The sequence below is a fragment of the Micromonospora sp. NPDC050200 genome (assembly GCF_040656135.1).
GTDB lineage: Bacteria > Actinomycetota > Actinomycetes > Mycobacteriales > Micromonosporaceae > Micromonospora.
This window is the reverse complement of record NZ_JBFALG010000092.1, coordinates 1-16,087: the sequence shown is the minus strand read 5'-3', so window position 1 is coordinate 16,087 and position 16,087 is coordinate 1. Positions and strand designations below refer to the sequence as shown.

19 protein-coding genes are annotated in these 16,087 nt (G+C 74.4%); 9 read left to right on the top strand and 10 right to left on the bottom strand.

The window, feature by feature from the left end; genetic code table 11:
- From AB0I41_RS32505 to AB0I41_RS32475, 7 genes are all read left to right on the top strand, one after another.
- Positions 1 to 1,090: methyltransferase domain-containing protein (locus AB0I41_RS32505; protein WP_357114681.1), on the top strand; the 1,090-nt coding region annotated here is incomplete at its 5' end.
- A 38-nt stretch (positions 1,091 to 1,128) separates the two neighbouring features.
- Positions 1,129 to 1,608: a Cys-tRNA(Pro) deacylase gene (gene ybaK / locus AB0I41_RS32500; protein ID WP_357114679.1), complete on the top strand. Its 480-nt coding sequence runs from the start codon at positions 1,129 to 1,131 to the stop codon at positions 1,606 to 1,608.
- A gap of 234 nt (positions 1,609 to 1,842) precedes the next feature.
- On the top strand, positions 1,843 to 2,943 hold the full coding sequence (locus AB0I41_RS32495; protein WP_357114677.1) for a substrate-binding domain-containing protein: 1,101 nt from the start codon (positions 1,843 to 1,845) through the stop codon (positions 2,941 to 2,943).
- A 39-nt stretch (positions 2,944 to 2,982) separates the two neighbouring features.
- A complete protein-coding gene (locus AB0I41_RS32490) occupies positions 2,983 to 3,807 on the top strand; it encodes an ATP-binding cassette domain-containing protein (protein ID WP_357114675.1) in 825 nt (274 codons plus the stop codon).
- A complete protein-coding gene (locus tag AB0I41_RS32485; RefSeq protein ID WP_357114673.1) occupies positions 3,804 to 5,063 on the top strand; it encodes an ABC transporter permease in 1,260 nt (419 codons plus the stop codon). The genes AB0I41_RS32490 and AB0I41_RS32485 overlap by 4 nt, the downstream gene beginning before the upstream one ends.
- 18 nt (positions 5,064 to 5,081) lie before the next feature.
- The gene (locus AB0I41_RS32480; RefSeq protein ID WP_357114671.1) at positions 5,082 to 6,263 is read left to right on the top strand and encodes an ROK family protein; all 1,182 of its coding nucleotides are present in this window, start codon (positions 5,082 to 5,084) and stop codon (positions 6,261 to 6,263) included.
- Between the two features lie 43 nt (positions 6,264 to 6,306).
- On the top strand, positions 6,307 to 6,603 hold the full coding sequence (locus tag AB0I41_RS32475) for a DUF1707 domain-containing protein (RefSeq protein ID WP_357114669.1): 297 nt from the start codon (positions 6,307 to 6,309) through the stop codon (positions 6,601 to 6,603).
- 35 nt (positions 6,604 to 6,638) lie between these two features.
- Here the strand turns inward: AB0I41_RS32475 and AB0I41_RS32470 are convergent, their stop codons facing one another.
- The 4 genes from AB0I41_RS32470 to tsaB are packed head-to-tail and all read right to left on the bottom strand — an operon-like array spanning position 6,639 to position 9,112.
- Positions 6,639 to 6,893: a hypothetical protein gene (locus tag AB0I41_RS32470; RefSeq protein WP_357114667.1), complete on the bottom strand. Its 255-nt coding sequence runs from the start codon at positions 6,891 to 6,893 to the stop codon at positions 6,639 to 6,641.
- A 22-nt stretch (positions 6,894 to 6,915) separates the two neighbouring features.
- Positions 6,916 to 7,962, bottom strand: coding sequence for a tRNA (adenosine(37)-N6)-threonylcarbamoyltransferase complex transferase subunit TsaD (tsaD, locus tag AB0I41_RS32465; RefSeq protein ID WP_357114665.1), 1,047 nt, complete (start codon positions 7,960 to 7,962; stop codon positions 6,916 to 6,918).
- On the bottom strand, positions 7,962 to 8,438 hold the full coding sequence (gene rimI / locus AB0I41_RS32460; protein ID WP_357114663.1) for a ribosomal protein S18-alanine N-acetyltransferase: 477 nt from the start codon (positions 8,436 to 8,438) through the stop codon (positions 7,962 to 7,964). The genes tsaD and rimI overlap by 1 nt, the downstream gene beginning before the upstream one ends.
- Positions 8,435 to 9,112, bottom strand: a complete 678-nt coding sequence (gene tsaB, locus AB0I41_RS32455; RefSeq protein WP_357114661.1) for a tRNA (adenosine(37)-N6)-threonylcarbamoyltransferase complex dimerization subunit type 1 TsaB — start codon at positions 9,110 to 9,112, stop codon at positions 8,435 to 8,437. The genes rimI and tsaB overlap by 4 nt, the downstream gene beginning before the upstream one ends.
- Positions 9,113 to 9,289: 177 nt before the next feature.
- Here tsaB and AB0I41_RS32450 point away from each other — a divergent pair, with 177 nt between their 5' ends.
- On the top strand, positions 9,290 to 10,054 hold the full coding sequence (locus AB0I41_RS32450) for a helix-turn-helix transcriptional regulator (protein ID WP_357114659.1): 765 nt from the start codon (positions 9,290 to 9,292) through the stop codon (positions 10,052 to 10,054).
- Here AB0I41_RS32450 and ung read toward each other — a convergent pair.
- The 6 genes from ung to AB0I41_RS32420 form a co-directional block, all read right to left on the bottom strand.
- Complete coding sequence (ung, locus tag AB0I41_RS32445; protein WP_357114657.1) at positions 10,043 to 10,744, bottom strand: uracil-DNA glycosylase; 702 nt, start codon at positions 10,742 to 10,744, stop codon at positions 10,043 to 10,045. The genes AB0I41_RS32450 and ung overlap by 12 nt on opposite strands.
- A 54-nt stretch (positions 10,745 to 10,798) precedes the next feature.
- Positions 10,799 to 11,281 (bottom strand): tRNA (adenosine(37)-N6)-threonylcarbamoyltransferase complex ATPase subunit type 1 TsaE, encoded by a 483-nt coding sequence (gene tsaE / locus AB0I41_RS32440; protein ID WP_357114655.1) that lies wholly within the window; start codon positions 11,279 to 11,281, stop codon positions 10,799 to 10,801.
- The gene (locus AB0I41_RS32435) at positions 11,278 to 12,312 is read right to left on the bottom strand and encodes an alpha/beta hydrolase (protein ID WP_357114683.1); all 1,035 of its coding nucleotides are present in this window, start codon (positions 12,310 to 12,312) and stop codon (positions 11,278 to 11,280) included. Before AB0I41_RS32435 ends, tsaE begins: the two co-directional genes overlap by 4 nt.
- A 59-nt stretch (positions 12,313 to 12,371) precedes the next feature.
- A complete protein-coding gene (gene alr, locus AB0I41_RS32430; RefSeq protein WP_357114653.1) occupies positions 12,372 to 13,490 on the bottom strand; it encodes an alanine racemase in 1,119 nt (372 codons plus the stop codon).
- A gap of 102 nt (positions 13,491 to 13,592) precedes the next feature.
- Complete coding sequence (locus AB0I41_RS32425; RefSeq protein WP_357114651.1) at positions 13,593 to 15,065, bottom strand: NAD(P)H-hydrate dehydratase; 1,473 nt, start codon at positions 15,063 to 15,065, stop codon at positions 13,593 to 13,595.
- Between the two features lie 57 nt (positions 15,066 to 15,122).
- Complete coding sequence (locus AB0I41_RS32420; protein WP_357114650.1) at positions 15,123 to 15,491, bottom strand: holo-ACP synthase; 369 nt, start codon at positions 15,489 to 15,491, stop codon at positions 15,123 to 15,125.
- 153 nt (positions 15,492 to 15,644) lie between these two features.
- Between AB0I41_RS32420 and AB0I41_RS32415 the strand changes: the two genes are divergently transcribed.
- Positions 15,645 to 15,959: a hypothetical protein gene (locus AB0I41_RS32415; protein WP_357114648.1), complete on the top strand. Its 315-nt coding sequence runs from the start codon at positions 15,645 to 15,647 to the stop codon at positions 15,957 to 15,959.
- Positions 15,960 to 16,087 lie beyond the last annotated feature (128 nt).

The window sequence follows — 16,087 nt, the reverse complement described above, 5'->3', positions numbered from 1 at the left end:
CGCCGCGCTCCGCGCCGCCGGGGTGCCGGCCGGGCTGGCCGCCGCCGCGCTGACCCAGGCCGAGCTGCGCCGCCGGGCGGTCGGCAAGTTCGGGTCCGCGGCGGCCGGGATGTTCCTCACCCGGTCCGGGTTGGAGCAGGCCACCCGCCGGGTCGTCGCGGACCGGCGGGCCGCGCGGCTGCAGGCCGCCGGGGTACGCACCCTCGCCGACCTCGGGTGCGGCCTCGGCGCGGACGCGCTCGCCGCCGCCCGTGCCGGCATCCGGGTGTACGGGGTGGAGGCCGACCCGGTGACCGCCGCGATGGCCGCCGCGAACGCCGAGGCGGCCGGGCTGGCCGGACTGTTCTCCGTGGAGTGCGGCGACGCGACGGCGTTCGACGTGACCCGGGTGGACGGGGTCTTCTGCGACCCGGCGCGACGCCGGGCGGGCACCGGCCGGCGGATCTTCGACCCGAACGCCTACTCCCCGCCCTGGGACTTCGTCACGCACCTGGCGGAGCGGGTGCCGCACACGGTGGTGAAGGTGGCCCCCGGCATCGACCACGCGCTGATCCCGGCGGGCGCCGAGGCGGAGTGGGTGAGCGTGGACGGCGACCTGGTCGAGGCGGCGCTCTGGTGCGGCCGGCTGGCCGAGGTGCCCCGCCGGGCCACCGTGCTGCGCGGCGACGTCGCGCACCGTCTCACCGGCTCGGGCCGGGCGGAGGCGACGGTCGGCCCGACCCGCCGCTTCCTGTACGACCCGGACCCGGCCGTGGTCCGCGCGCACCTCGTCGCCGAACTGGCCGACATCCTCGGCGCGACGATCGCCGACCCGAGCATCGCCTACCTGTACGCGGACACCCCGACCGCCACCCCGTTCGCCCGCTGCCTGGAGGTCACCGACGTGCTGCCCTTCTCGCTCAAGCGGCTGCGCGCGCTGCTGCGGGAGCGCCGGGTGGGCCGGGTGGAGATCCTCAAGCGCGGCTCCGCGCTGGAGCCGGAGAAGCTGCGCCGCGACCTGAGGCTGGCCGGCGACTCGCCGGCGAGCCTGGTGCTCACCCGGGTCGCGGGGGCGCCGACGGTGCTGGTCTGCCGGCCCGTCGCGACCTGAGTCGCGGGCCGGCGCGGCGCCGGGTTAGCGTGACCGGCATGGCGGGACAGGGCACTCCGGCGACGGCGCTGCTGGCGAAACGGAAGATCCGGCACAGCACCCACCCGTACGACGTCTCCCCCGACGCGCCCCACTACGGCGCGCTGGTCGCCGAGGCACTCGGGGTCCCGCCGCAGCGGGTGTTCAAGTCGCTGGTCATCGAGGTGGACGGGGTCCTGACGGTGGCCGTCGTCCCGGTCACCGGCGAACTGGACCTCAAGGCGCTCGCCGCGGCCGTCGGCGGCAGGCGGGCGACGATGGCCGACCGGACCACCGCCGAACGGGCCACCGGTTACGTCCGGGGCGGGATCAGCCCGCTCGGCCAGCGCAAGCGGCTGCCCACGGTGCTGGACTCCTCGGCGCTGGCGTACGACACCATCTACGTCTCGGCCGGCCGTCGGGGCCTCCAGCTCCAACTGGCCCCCGCCGATCTGGTCGCGCTGACCGACGCCACCCACGCCCCCCTCGCCGCCCACTGATCAGTCACGTCGAGAGGCGTGGGGCCCGGGTACGAGAAGTTCCGCGTCCCCGGAACTGAATCGGCGGGCGGAGCGGGCCGGACCGGCGGCGATCCGCCATTTCCGCACGTTACGGGATCGTTACAGCGGTCGGCGAAACTCTGGACTCGGCAGTCTTGCGCCATTGACACGGGTGGCAATACGTTGCCGCTCACAACAAACCAGCTGCCACCACCCCGGAAAGGACCCGTGCAGATGCGCAAGGGCCTCCTCGCTTTCGCCACCGTCGGCCTGGCGGCCGTCACCGGCGTGGCCGGTTGCGGCGACCAGCTGGCCAGCGGCAGCCAGGCCGACGGTGGCGCCAGGAAGCCGAAGGTCGGGGTGATCCTGCCCGACAGCAGGACCTCCGCCCGCTGGGAGGGCGCGGACCGCAGGTTCCTCAAGGAGGCGTTCGACGCCGCCGGCATCGACTCCGACATCCAGAACGCGCAGGGTGACAAGTCCCAGTTCTCCAACATCGCGGAGCAAATGATCACCAATGGGGCGACCGTCCTGATGATCGTCAATCTCGATTCCGGCACCGGCAAGGCGGTGCTGGAAAAGGCGAGATCGCAGGGCATCGCCACCATCGACTACGACCGACTCACCCTCGGCGGCTCCGCGCAGTACTACGTCAGCTTCGACAACGAGGCCGTGGGCAGGCTCCAGGGCCAGGGTCTGAGCAGGTGCCTGACCGAGAAGGGCGCCGAAAAACCCGTCGTCGCATATCTCAACGGTGCACCGACCGACAACAACGCCACGCTGTTCAAGAGCGGCTACGACTCCGTCCTGAAGAGCAAGTTCGACGCCGAGGAGTTCACCAAGGGCCCGGACCAGTGGGTGCCCGACTGGAACAACGCCCAGGCCGGGGTCATCTTCGAGCAGATGCTCACCCAGACCGAGGGCAGGATCGACGGCGTCCTCGCGGCCAACGACGGCCTCGGCAACGCGGCCATCTCCGTGCTCAAGAAGAACAAGCTCAACGGCAGGATCCCGGTGACCGGCCAGGACGCCACCGCGCAGGGCCTGCGGAACATCCTCGCCGGCGACCAGTGCATGACCGTCTACAAGGCGATCAAGGAGGAGGCGAAGGCCGCCTCCGACCTGGCCATCGCCCTGGCCAACGGGCAACGGAAGGAGACCGGCCAGACGGTCCGGGACCCGGAGAGCGGCCGCGACGTGGACGCCCTCCTGCTCACCCCGAAGGCCATCTACCGGGACGACGTCAAGGACGTGATCGCCGACGGCTTCGTCACCAGGGACGAGGTCTGCGCCGGGAAGTACGCCAAGCTCTGCGCCGCCGCCGGCATCAACTGACGGCACCCCAGGCCTCCCCGACGCGCAAAGGAGAACCCCGTGTCCGCGACCCCCCTGCTGGAGCTGAGCGGGATCGACAAGAGCTTCGGTCCCGTACAGGTCCTGCGTGACGTCGCCCTCTCCGTTCACCCGGGCGAGGTGACCGCACTGGTCGGTGACAACGGCGCCGGAAAGTCCACCCTGGTCAAGTGCATCAGCGGCATCCACCCGACGGACTCCGGCGAGTTCCTCTTCGAGGGCCGCCCGGTCACCATCGGCAGCCCCCGGGACGCCGCCGCGCTGGGCATCGACGTCGTCTACCAGGATCTCGCGCTCTGCGACAACCTCGACATCGTGCAGAACATGTTCCTCGGGCGGGAGAAGCGCCGCGGGATCGTGCTCGACGAGCCCACCATGGAACAGATGGCCGCCGAGACGCTCGCCGGACTGGGCGTGCGGAACGTCAAGTCGCTGCGCCAGCACATCTCCAGCCTCTCCGGCGGCCAGCGACAGACCGTCGCCATCGCGAAGGCCGTGCTCTGGAACAGCCGGCTGGTCATCCTCGACGAGCCGACCGCCGCGCTCGGCCTCGCGCAGACCGCCCAGGTCCTCGAGATAGTCCGCCGGCTGGCGGACAACGGCCTGGCCGTCGTGCTCATCTCGCACAACATGAACGACGTCTTCGCCATCTCCGACCGGATCGCCGCGCTCTACCTCGGCCAACTGGTCGCTCAGGTGAAGACCACCGACATCACCCACTCACAGGTCGTCGAGCTGATCACCACCGGCCGCTCCCGCCACCTCGGCCTGGGTGCCGAGCCGGCCGCGGGCGGCCCGCGCAACGGCAACGAGCCAGCCCACCTGATCCCGGGAGCCGTCCGATGAGCACCACCCTCCTGCCGGAGGAAGGGCCGGCGGTCGGCACCGCGGCACCGACCGTCGGCGACCACGTCCGCGACTACCTCGCCCGGGTACGCGGGGGCGCCCTCGGCTCCCTGCCGGCCGTCATCGGCCTCACCGTGCTCTGCCTGGCCTTCGCGACCGTCCGGCCGGTCTTCTTCTCGGCGGCGAACTTCGCGAACCTGTTCACCCAGGGCGCCGCGGTCACCGTGATCGCGATGGGCCTGACCTTCGTCCTGCTGCTCGGCGAGATCGACCTCTCCGCCGGCTTCGCCAGCGGGGTGTGCGCCACCGTGCTGGCCAACGTGGTCAGCGTGCTCGGCTACCCCTGGTACGTGGCGGTCCTCGCCGCGATCGCCACCGGCGTCCTCATCGGTCTCACCATCGGCTTCCTGGTGGCCAAGGTCGGCATCCCGTCCTTCCTGGTCACCCTGGCCGGTTTCCTCGCCTTCCAGGGCATCGTGCTGCTCCTGATGGAGGAGGGCACCAACGTCTCGATCGACGACAAAGTGATCATCGCGATCGAGAACAACCACGTGCCGCCCACGCTCGGGCGGCTGCTGGCCGCCGTCGCAATCGTCGGATACGGCGTCGCGCAGTTCCTCCGCCACCGCAACCGGGCCACCCGGAGCCTGGTCACCGAGCCGGTCGCCGTGGTGGCCGCCCGGGTCGCCGGGCTGGCCCTCCTGCTCGGCTCCGCCGTCCACGTCCTCAACCAGGAGCGCAGCATCAACACGCTGATCAGCTCCACCAAGGGGATGCCCGTCGTCGTGCCGCTCATCGGGGTCCTGCTGGTCTTCTGGACCTTCGTGCTCAACCGCACCGCGTACGGCCGGCACCTGTACGCGGTGGGCGGCAACGCGGAGGCCGCCCGGCGGGCCGGCATCAACGTGGACCGGCTCAAGATCTCCGCCTTCGTGATCTGCTCCGCCATGGCGGCCGTCGGCGGCATCATCGCCGCCAGCAAGGACCGGTCGGTCGACCCGAACACGGGCGGCAGCAACGTCCTGCTCTACGCGGTCGGCGCGGCGGTCATCGGCGGCACCAGCCTCTTCGGCGGCAAGGGACGGATGATCAATGCGGTGCTCGGCGGCGCGGTGGTGGCTGTCATCATCAACGGGATGGGCCTGCTGGACCTCAGCTCCGGCCTGAAGTACACCTCGACCGGACTGGTGCTGCTGCTGGCCGCAGGCGTCGACGCGCTGTCGCGGCGCCGTTCGGTCGCCAACGGCACGCGCTGACCACGGAGTACCAGGACGATGCGGGTAGGACCGAGCCAGGACGAGATCCGGCGGCAGAACCTCGGTGCGCTGCTGCGGCACGTCCACGTCCACGGCGCGACCTCCCGCGCGGAACTCACCACCACCCTCGGGCTCAACCGCAGCACCATCGGCGCGCTGACCGCCGACCTGGCCGGCGCCGGGCTGGTCAGCGAAGGGACGCCGAAGGAGACCGGCCGGGCCGGCCGACCGTCGCTGGTCGTCCGGCCCGAGTCGGCGCGGGTCTACGCGTACGCGTACAGCATCGAGGTGGACCGGTTGCGGGCCGCGCGAATCGGTCTCGGCGGTGAGGTGCTCGACCGCCGCGGCATGGCCCGGCCGCGCGGCCTGGACGCCCGGGAGACCGCGCCGCTGCTGGCCGGCGCGCTCAAGGAGATGCACCAGCACGTGCCGCCCGGCTCGCTCTGCGTCGGCGCGGGGGTGGCCGTCTGCGGCACGGTCCGCCGAGCCGACGGGCTGGTCCGGCTCGCCCCGACCACCGGCTGGGTGGACGAGCCGATCGGCGCCGCGCTCGCCGCCGAACTCGGCACCGACGTACCCGTCACCGTCGGCAACGTGGCCGACGTGGCCGCCTTCGCCGAGCACGCCCGGGGCGTCGCGGTGAACTGCGACAACGTCATCTACCTGTACGGCGACGTCGGCGTCGGCGCCGGCATCATCGCCGGCGGGCGGCGGCTCACCGGCCACGGCGGGTACGGCGGCGAGGTCGGACACATGGTGGTGGTCCGGGACGGCGCCCCCTGCGAGTGCGGCTCCCGGGGCTGCTGGGAAACCGAGATCGGCGAACACGCGCTGCTCCGGGCCGCCGGCCGTTCCGACACCCCTGGCCGGGACGCGCTGCTGGCCATCTTCGACGCCGCCGACCGGGGCGACGCCCGGGCCCAGACGGCGGTACGCCAGGCCGGCGACTGGCTCGGCTTCGGGGTGGCGAACCTGGTCAACATCTTCAACCCGGAGATGGTCATCTTCGGTGGCACCATGCGCGACCTCTACCTGGCCGCCGCCGCCCAGGTCCGCAGCCGGCTCAACTCGATGGGGCTGCCCGCCTGCCTGGAGCACGTCCGGCTGCGCACCCCCAAGCTCGGCGAGGACGCGGCGCTGATCGGCGCGGCGGAGCTGGCCTTCGAACGGCTCCTCGCCGACCCGCTCGACGCCGGCTGAGGACGGCTCCCGCCGGCCCACCGGCCTGCGTACCCTGTCGCCTGTGGACGTCCAGCTGCGCGCCTCCGACGACGACCGGCACCGGGTGGTCGCCGAGCTGCAACGGCACACCGCCGCGGGGCGGCTCACCCTGGACGAGTTCTCCGACCGGGTCGCCGCGGTCTGGACGGCGCGCACCCTGGGTGAGCTGGCCGACCTGACCCGCGACCTGCCCGCGCCACCCGCGCCCGCCCGGACGGACGACGCCACCGGGCACGGGCGGCGGGAGCTGCTGGTGCTCTTCGCGGTCGCCGCCGCCACCCTGCTGCTGCTCGGGGTCTTCATGGCACTGTCCCGCTGACCGGCGCACGACGCCGAGTTGTCGCTGGGGTCGGGTCAGCGGTCGACCTGAGTGAAGTCCCAGGAGTGCGGGGGTCGGGCGACCAGCATGGCCGGCGGCTCGGGCAGCGGCCGGGGGTTGCTCCGCCACTTGGAGACGACCACCACCCGGTGGTCGGTGGAGGAGAAGACCTCGCTGGACACGTGCAGCGGGTCGTGTTCCAACTCGGGCAGGGCGGTGTCGCAGACCCAGGTGATCAGGTCGCTGAAGCCGTACGGCTCCGCGCGCGCCTCCCACATCCGCACGATCACGTCGGCCCTCCCTTCCGTGCCGTCACACGCTGACCGTGGTCAGCGGCAGGGCCGAGTCGGCGGGCAGGTCGAGCCGGCTCGGCGCGACCCCCGCCGCGACCAGGTGCGAGCCGAGCGCCGCGACCATGGCGCCGTTGTCGGTGCAGAGATTCGGCCGGGGTACGCGTACCCGGATGCCGTGCTTCGCCGCGCGGTGCTCGGCCATCGCCCGCAGCCGCGAGTTGGCGGCCACTCCCCCGCCGATCACCAGCGTCCCGATCCCGTTGGCCCGGCAGGCGTCCAGCGCCTTGGCGGTGAGCACGTCACAGACCGCCTCCTGGAAGGACGCGGCCACGTCGGCCACCGGCACCGGCTCACCGGCCCGCTGCCGTGCCTCCACCCAGCGGGCGACGGCGGTCTTCAGGCCGGAGAAGGAGAAGTCGTACCGGTGGGCCGCGAGGTCCTTGGCCGCGGTGAGACCGCGCGGGAACCCGATCGCCGCCGGGTCGCCGGCCCGGGACTCCCGGTCGATGTACGGGCCGCCGGGGAAGGGCAGTCCGAGCAGGCGGGCCACCTTGTCGAAGGCCTCCCCCGCGGCGTCGTCGATGGTCGCGCCGAGCGGGGTGACCCCGCGGGCGAGGTCGTCGACGAGCAGCAGCGAGGAGTGCCCGCCGGAGACCAGCATGGCGACCGCCGGCTCGGGCAGCGGGCCGTGTTCCAGGGTGTCCACGGCGACGTGCGCGGCGAGGTGGTTCACCCCGTACACCGGCTTCTCGGCGGCCAGCGCGTAGCCCTTCGCGGCGGCCACGCCGACCAGCAGCGCGCCGGCCAGCCCGGGGCCGGAGGTGACCGCGATCGCGTCCACGTCGGCGAGCGTCACGCCCGCCTCCTTCAGCGCCCGGTCCATGGTGGGCACGATGGCCTCCAGGTGGGCCCGGCTGGCCACCTCGGGCACCACGCCGCCGAACCGCGCGTGCTGCTCGACGCTGGAGGCGAGGGCGTCGGCGAGCAGGGTGTGCCCGCGCACGATGCCGACGCCGGTCTCGTCGCAGGAGGTCTCGATGCCCAGGACCAGCGGTTCGTCAGCCATCAGTCGTCCGTCCCGTCCTCGGTCGGGGCCGCGACGCGCCGCATGACCAGCGCGTCGGTGTTGCTCGGTTGGTAGTAGCCGCGGCGGATGCCGATCGGCTCGAAGCCGTACCTGTCGTAGAGCTTCTGGGCGGGGGCGTTGTCCGCCGCGACCTCCAGCAGGACGGTGCGGGCGCCGCGCCGGGCCGTCTCGGCGAGCAGTTCCTCCAGCAGCATCCGGCCCACGCCGCGCCGCTGGGCGTCCCGCCGGACGGCGATGTTCTGCACCCAGGCCTCGTCCGGCTGGACGGTCAGCCCCGCGTAGCCGAGCACCGTGCCGTCGGCGTCGGTGGCGACCCGGTACCAGTGCCCGTTGGCCAGTTCGTTCCAGAACATCGCCGGGGACCACTGTTCGACGCCGAAGAGATCCGCCTCGATCGGCAGCACCTCGTCGACGTGCCACCAGCGGAACCGGGTCAGCCGTACCGGGGGGCTCACGGCAGGACCGACTTGCGGGCGGTCGCCGCCACGGCGTCCGGCCGGCGCAGGTAGAGCGGGGTGAGCGCCTCCGCCGGCGCGCCGGCCCGGATCCGCTCGGCGGCCAGCGCGGCCAGCGCGGTGGCGTCCGGGTAGCGCGGCTCGACCCGCAGCGGCAGGCCGAGCACCTCGGCGTACCGGTGGGCGCCGTCGCCCACGGCGGCGGTGGCGGCGAGGGCACGGGCCCGTTCGGCGGCGACCGCCGGCGCGTCCACGTTCGGCCCGGCGATCCGCTGGCCGGCGCCGTCGTAGACGGCCCAGTAGACCTCCCTGCGGCGGGCGTCGCTGGCGGCGAGGACCGGTTCGCCGGCCGCCGCCGGGTGGCCGATGGCGTCCAGCGAGCAGACGCCGTACGTGGGGACGCCGAGCACCTGGCCCATGGTGGCGGCGGTGACCAGGCCGACCCGCAGCCCGGTGAACGGGCCCGGGCCGAGGCCGGCCACGATCGCGGCCAGGTCGCGCGGCCGGGCGTCGGCGTCGGCGAGCACCGCGTCCACCTGCGGGGCGAGCAGTTCGCCGTGGGCACGGGCGTCGACCGTGCACCGGTGCGCCCGCGGCACGACACCGTCCGCCGAGACCTGGACCAGCGCCGCGGTCACCGCGGGGGTCGAGGAGTCCACCACCAGTACGAGCACGGTGAGCCAGCCTAGTCGCCCGCCCGGTCACCCCCGGTCACACCCCGTCGAGGCCAGCGCGCCGTCACGGTCGGTGACACCCGCCGGAGGGCAGGACTGGTGTGAGCGCGATACCTCAGAGTCATCAATATGCCTCTCAGGTATCGCGCTCACACCGGTATGGCCCACCATCGCGGGATGTCATCGCGTCTGGTCGCCATCCTCGGCAGCGTCGTCCGCCGGGAACGGGAGGCGCGCGAGCTGAGTCAGCGGGAGCTGGCCGAGCTGGCCGCCGTGAGCCAGGCAACGGTGGCCCGGATCGAACGCGGTGACCGCAGCCCGAGCGTCGAGGTGCTGGAACGCCTGCTCGCGGCCATGGGTGTGCAGCTCACCGTCGCCGTGGAGTCCCTCGACGCCCATCTCGACGCACGGATCGACGAGCTGGCCGCGCGGCCCGTCGCCGAGCGGATCGAGGAAGCCGGCATCGACCGGGTGCTGGACCGGCTCGGCGACCTCCCGCACGTGCTCACCGGTGGCTGCGCCGCGCTGGTGCAGGGCGCGGCCGTGCCGGTGACCGCGGTCGAGATCGCCGTCCGATGGGCGGACTCCGCCCGGTTCGCCCAGTGGCTTGCGGACGGTTACGGCCAGCGCTGGAACGCACAGTGGCGGGAGTTCGGCTACCTGCGGCTGGAGCCGGAGGAGCCGGGCGAGCATCTGTGGCGGACGGTCGCCGGCGACGTCCGGGCCACGATGTGCGACGAGTTGCCGGAGGCGATCGAGGTGCGGCACGGGGACCGGAGTTACCGGGTGGTGCCACTGGTCGCGGTGGAACTCACCGATCCGCGCGCCGCCGAGCTGCTGCACCGCCACCGCCGGCGCCAGGCCACCGACCGGCTGGAGCCGCGGCGGACCGGCACCCGACAGGCGGAGGCCCGGCCGGGCGCGGCCGGGTCAGCCGGCTGAGCGCTCCCAGTCGACGGTGGGCAGGCCGGCGTCGGCGAGCGCCTTGTTGGCCGCGCTGAACGGGCGGCTGCCGAGGAAGCCGCGCGGGTTCATCGGGCTGGGGTGGCCGGCCTCCAGCACCACGTGCTGCGGGTTGGTGACCAGGGCCGCCTTCTTGCGGGCGTACCCGCCCCAGAGCAGGAAGACCACCCGCTGCTCCATCGCGTCGAGCGCCCGGATGGTGGCGTCGGTGAACTCCTCCCACCCCTTGTTGCCGTGCGAGCCGGGGGTGGCCTGCCGGACGGTCAGCACCGCGTTGAGCAGCAGCACACCCTGCGCCGCCCAGCCGTTCAGGTTGCCGCTGCGGGGCTTCGGCACGCCCAGGTCCTCACCCAGCTCCTTGAAGACGTTGCGCAGCGACGGCGGCACCGACACCCCGTCGCGCACGCTGAAGCTGAGCCCGTGCGCCTGCCCGGCCCGGTGGTACGGGTCCTGCCCGAGGATCAGCACCCGGGCCTCCCGCGGCCCGCACAGCCGGTAGGCCGAGAAGAGATCCGCCACCGGCGGGAAGACGGTCTGGGTGGCGTACTCCCGGGCGACGAACTCGGCCAGCGCCGCGGTGCGGGCCGGGTCGAGGTGCGGGGTGAGCACGGCACGCCACGCCTCCGGCAGCAGCGCCAGCAGGTCGAGGTCAGGGGTCTCGTCGGGCATCGGCAACCTTTCGCAGTCCGTCCCGGGCACTCTAGGCAGCGGGTACGACAGCGTTCAGCGCAGGGCCTCCAGGCGCCGCGCCCAGTCGCCCCCGACCGGCTCCAGCTCCACCAGCCGGGTGTCGTCCTCGCGCCGGTCGAGGCGTACCCGCAGGTGGGCGTCGACCAGCTGCTCGACCAGCCCCGCACCCCACTCGACCACGGTGACCGAGTCGTCCACCGACGCGTCCAGGTCCAGGTCGTCGATCTCGGCCCGGGGGTCGCCCGCGTCCCCCAGCCGGTACGCGTCGGCGTGCACCAGCGCCACCGTGCCGCCCCGGGCCGGGTCCGGCCGGTGCACCCGGGCGATCACGAAGGTCGGCGAGGTGATGTCGCCGAGCACCCCGAGCCCGGCGCCGATGCCCTGGGTCAGCGCGGTCTTGCCGGCGCCCAGCGGCCCGGTGAGCAGCAGCAGGTCACCGGCGCGCAGCAGGCCGGCCAGCCGGCGGCCGAACGCGTGGGTGTCCTCGACCGTCGGCAGCGTGACGGTCAGCGTCACAGCCCCTCCAGGAAGTCCCCGAGCGCCGCGTTGACCTCGTCGGCGTGTTCCAGCATCACCACGTGCCCACTGTCGTCGACCTTCACGTACCGGGCGTGCGGCAACCGGCGCACGATCTCCTCCGAGTGGTTCACCGGCGTGATCATGTCCTTGTCCCCGACGACCACCAGCACCGGCGTGCCGGCGAGCGCCGCCAGCGCCGGGAAGCGCGAGTGCGTGGCGAGGGTACGCAGGTAGCGGGTGACCGTGTCGGCGGAGGTCCGCGAGTTCATCTCCTCCACGTACGAGACCAGGGCCGGGCTGGGCTTGCGGGTGCCGAAGCCGTACCTGCGGGTCAGCAGCCAGGCGACGTTGGAGGTCGACTTCCGGGCCCGGTCGATGACCGTGCCGCCGTACCGGGCGGCGTTGCTCATCATGTAGAGCACCGGCGAGCCGACCCGGCCGAGCAGCGCCGGGGCGACCAGCCTGGTCTCCGCGAGCAGGCCGCCCGAGGTGGCCATCAGCACGGTGCCGACCACCCGGTCGCCGAACATCTCCGGGTACAGCTCGGCGAAGGCCATGATGGTCATCCCACCCATCGAGTGGCCGACCAGCACCAGCGGCCCCTCCGGGGCGGTCCGGTCGATCACCCGGCGCAGGGTGTGGCCCAGCGCGGCGATGTCGTACTCGCCGCTCTCCAGCCGCCCGGACCGGCCGTGACCGGGCTGGTCGTACGCGACGATCCGGTGCTCACCCCGCTCGGCGAGCATCTTGCGCTGGAAGTGGAACGTCCCCATGTCCAGGCAGAAGCCGTGCACCAGCACCACGGTCGGCCGCCCCGGGGCCGGGCGGCTCGGCTCCACCACCTCGACGTGGATGTCGGTGCCGTCCGCCAGCTCCAGCCGGAACGCGTCGTCGTACCGCTGCTCGCCGAAGACCTCGTGCGCGTACCGGTCGGCGGGGTCGGCCTTGAGGCGGCGGACCAGGGCACGCTCGCTCACCATGCCCGCGGCGAGCCCCGCGGCGGCGACGCCGACGGCAGCCCCGACCACGCCGGCGACCCGGCCGGCGGCGGTCCGCGGCCGGGGGACGCGGAGGCGGTGCGGCACCCTCACGGCCGCTCGCCGTCGTAGACCCGGGGCACCCGGCTGCTGCCGAACCGGGTGACGATCTCGTAGTTGATGGTGCCGACCGCCTCGGCCCAGTCGTCGGCGGTGGGCTCGCCGTCCGCGCCGCTGCCGAAGAGGGTGGCCACGTCGCCGGCGGCCACCGCGTCGTCGCCGCAGTCGAGCACGAACTGGTCCATGCAGACCCGGCCGGAGATCGTGCGCCGCTTCCCGCCGAGCTGCACCGGCCCGACGTTGGAGGCGTGCCGGGGCACCCCGTCGGCGTAGCCGAGCGGCACCACGGCCAGGTTCGCCTCCCGACCGGTGGTGTAGATGTGGCCGTACGAGACGCCGGTGCCCTCCGGCACCCGCTTGGTCAGCATCACCCGGGCCCGGCCGGTCATCGCCGGACGCAGCCCGAAACGCTCTCCCTCCACCGGTGAGAGCCCGTAGGCGGCGAGCCCCGGGCGGACCAGGTCGAAGTGGGTGTCCGGGCGGGTCAGCGTGGCGGCCGAGTTGGCCAGGTGCCGGTAGCGCGGGCGCAGCCCGGCCCGCTCGACCATGGCCAGCCCCTCGTGGAAGACCGCGAGCTGGCGGTCCGTGGTGGGGTGGCCGGGCGTGTCCGCGTACACGAAGTGGCTCCACACGCCGACCACCTCGACCAGGCCGTCGGCCTGGGCCTTCGCGGCGGCCTCCAGCAGGGTCGGCCAGTCGGCGACGGTGGCCCCGCCCCGGGACAACCCGGTGTCGATCTTCAGGTGCAGCCGGGCCGGGCGGTCCGCCCGGCGGCTCGCCTCGATCATCTCGTCCAGCTGCGGCAGGCTGGCGACGCCCAGGTCGACCCCCGCCGCGACCCCCTCGTGCAGCGGCAGCCCGGGGGCGAGCAGCCAGGCCAGCACCGGCGCGGTGATGCCGGCCCGGCGCAGGGTCAGCGCCTCGTCCAGCGTGCAGACCCCGAGCCAGTCCGCCCCGGCGTCGAGCGCGGCGCGGGCGGCCGGCACCATGCCGTGGCCGTACCCGTCAGCCTTCACCACCGTCATCAGCTCAGCGCTGGTGCCCGACCGGAGCCGGGCCACGTTGTCACGGATCGCGTCGAGATCGACGCGCACCTCGGCCTGCCACATACGCCCAGCCTACTTGCCGGGTGATCACGCGACCGGCGCTCCCGCCCCGGGCGCGGCCGGCGGCGGTGTCACCCCGCCGGCCAAGGGTGTGCGGGCGCCGGCTCAGTCGACCAGCGGGGCCAGCACCGGGCGCAGGGCGGCCGCCACGTCGGGCGCGGTCACCGGCCCGCTCCGGGCCGCCTCCCGCCCGGCCAGCCCGTGCAGGTACGCGGCCGTCGCCGCCGCCCGCTCCGGGGCCAACCCGGCGGCGAGCAGCGAGCCGAGCAGCCCGGCCAGCACGTCCCCGGTGCCCCCGGTGGCCAGCGTGGGGGTGCCGGTCGGGTTGACGTACGCCCGGCCGTCCGGCGTGCCGATCACCGTGCGGTCCCCCTTGAGCAGGACCGTCGCGTTCATCCAGGCGGCCAGCCGCAGCGCGGCGGAGACCCGGTCGGCGCCCGGCGCCTCCCCGCACAGCCGGGTGAACTCGCGGTCGTGCGGGGTGACCACGATCGGCGCGTCCCGCTTGCGCAGCCGGTCGGCCAGCGAGCCGTCCACCAGCAGGGTGAGCGCGTCCGCGTCGAGCACCGCGGGCACCGGCGCGGAGAGCACCGCGCGCAACTCGCCGGCGGCCTCCTCGGCGGTGCCCAGTCCCGAGCCGCAGACCCAGGCCTGGACCCGGCCGGCGTCGGCGACCCGTCCGGTGGCGATCACCGACGGGTGCTGGTGCAGCACCTCCGCGCGGGCCCCGCCGGCGTAGCGGACCATGCCGGTCGGCCCGGCCAGGGCGCCGCCCACCGAGAGCACCGCCGCGCCCGGGTACGTCGTCGACCCGGTCGCCACCCCGACCACGCCCCGGCGGTACTTCTCCGAGGCCGCGCCGAGCCGCGGCCACCAGTCGACGACGTCCGACCACTCGGTCACCCGCAGCGCCGGTGACCCGCGCAGCCACGGCTCCAGCCCGATGTCGACCAGCTCCACCTGCCCGGCGAGGGCGGCGGCCGGCCCGACCACCAGGGCCGGTTTGAGCGCCCCGAAGGCCACCGTCACGTCGGCGGGCACCGCGCTGGGGCGGCCGGAGGCGGTCAACGGCACGTGCCCGGTGTCCACCGCCACCCCGCTCGGCACGTCCACCGCGACCACGGTCGCCCGCGCGCCGTCGCGCCCGCAGTGCCGGACCAGGCTGGCCGCGAGCTGATCGGCGGTCTCCCGCAGCCCGCCGGTGCCGCCGATCCCGACGATGCCGTCGAGCACCAGGTCGACCGTGGCCGGGGGCCGGTCGACCAGCCGGCCACCCGCGGCGCGCAGCGCCGCCAGTCCCTCGGCGTGCGCCCGGCCGGGGGTCAGCAGCAGGGCCGACACGGCGACGCCGCGCCGGGCCAGCAGCGCCCCGGCGTAGAGCGCGTCGCCGCCGTTGTCGCCGGTGCCGGCCAGCACCAGGACCCGCGCGCCGTACACCCCGCCCCGGTCGGCGAGGAGCAGCGCGCAGCGGCGGGCCAGCCCGGCCGCGGCCCGCCTCATCAGCGTCCCGGGCGGGAGGGTGGCCATCAGGCCGGCCTCCGCCGCGCGTACGTCCGCGACCCGCCACACCGCTTTCATGCCACCTGAGTCCCATCCGTCACCCCGCGGGCGGGCCCGGGTGGCCCGCCCGGCCGATCAGCGTTCCGCGACCACCATGGCCGAGGCGATCCCGCCGTCGTGGGACAGCGAGAGATGCCAGCGGTTGATCCCGCGCTCGACGGCGGCGGCGGCCACGGTGCCGGAGACGGTCAGCCACGGACGGCCGTCCGGGTCCGGCACGATCTCGCAGTCGTGCCAGCTCAGGCCGGCCGGGGCGCCCAGCGCCTTGGCGACCGCCTCCTTGGCGGCGAACCGGGCGGCCATCGACTCCGGGGAGCGCGGGTTGCCGGAGCGGCTGTACCGCTCCGCCTCGGTGAAGAGCCGGTCGGCGAGCAGCGGGGTGCGCGCCAGGGCCCGGGCGAACCGGTCCACCAGCACGACGTCGATGCCGACCGCGACGATCACGAAGCCAACCCTACCGGCGGCGGAGGCGGCAGATTAGCTGCCGGCTCGGCTGTGGGCAACGCCTGTGGAAAACCCTCGGGTACGACCACCGCCCGCCGTCCACAGGACCTCCCGGTCACCCGTGGCGCTGCCTAGCGTCGACGTGGTCTCGGCGTGCGGAGGGGGCGTGGGGTGGACGGGGAGCCGGTGGAGGTGCGGTCCGGGGTGCTGCGTGAGGTGGCGGGCGGGCTCGCCGACGAGGCGTACGCGCTGGCCCACGGGCTGGTGGGGGTGCCGGGGCTGGTGGTGGCGGCGGCCGAGTGGCGGGTTGCGGCGGCGCTGGCCCGGCTGGAGTCGGCGGTGCACGACTGGCACGGCGCGCTCGGCGCCCGGGTGGCGGAGGCCGGCTCCGCGCTGCGCGCGGCGGCCGACGGGTACGACGCGGCCGACGACCGGGCGGCCGGTCGGCTCACCGGGCTCCCCCGGTGACCGGGTACGCGCAGCTCTGGCGTGCCGCCCCCGGCCGGTGGGGCGAGGAGCCGGCCCGCCGAGGTCCACCCGCATCCGGGCCACCCCGCGCCACCAGGCCAGTACGTGGGTGCGCCGTTCCGGCCCGT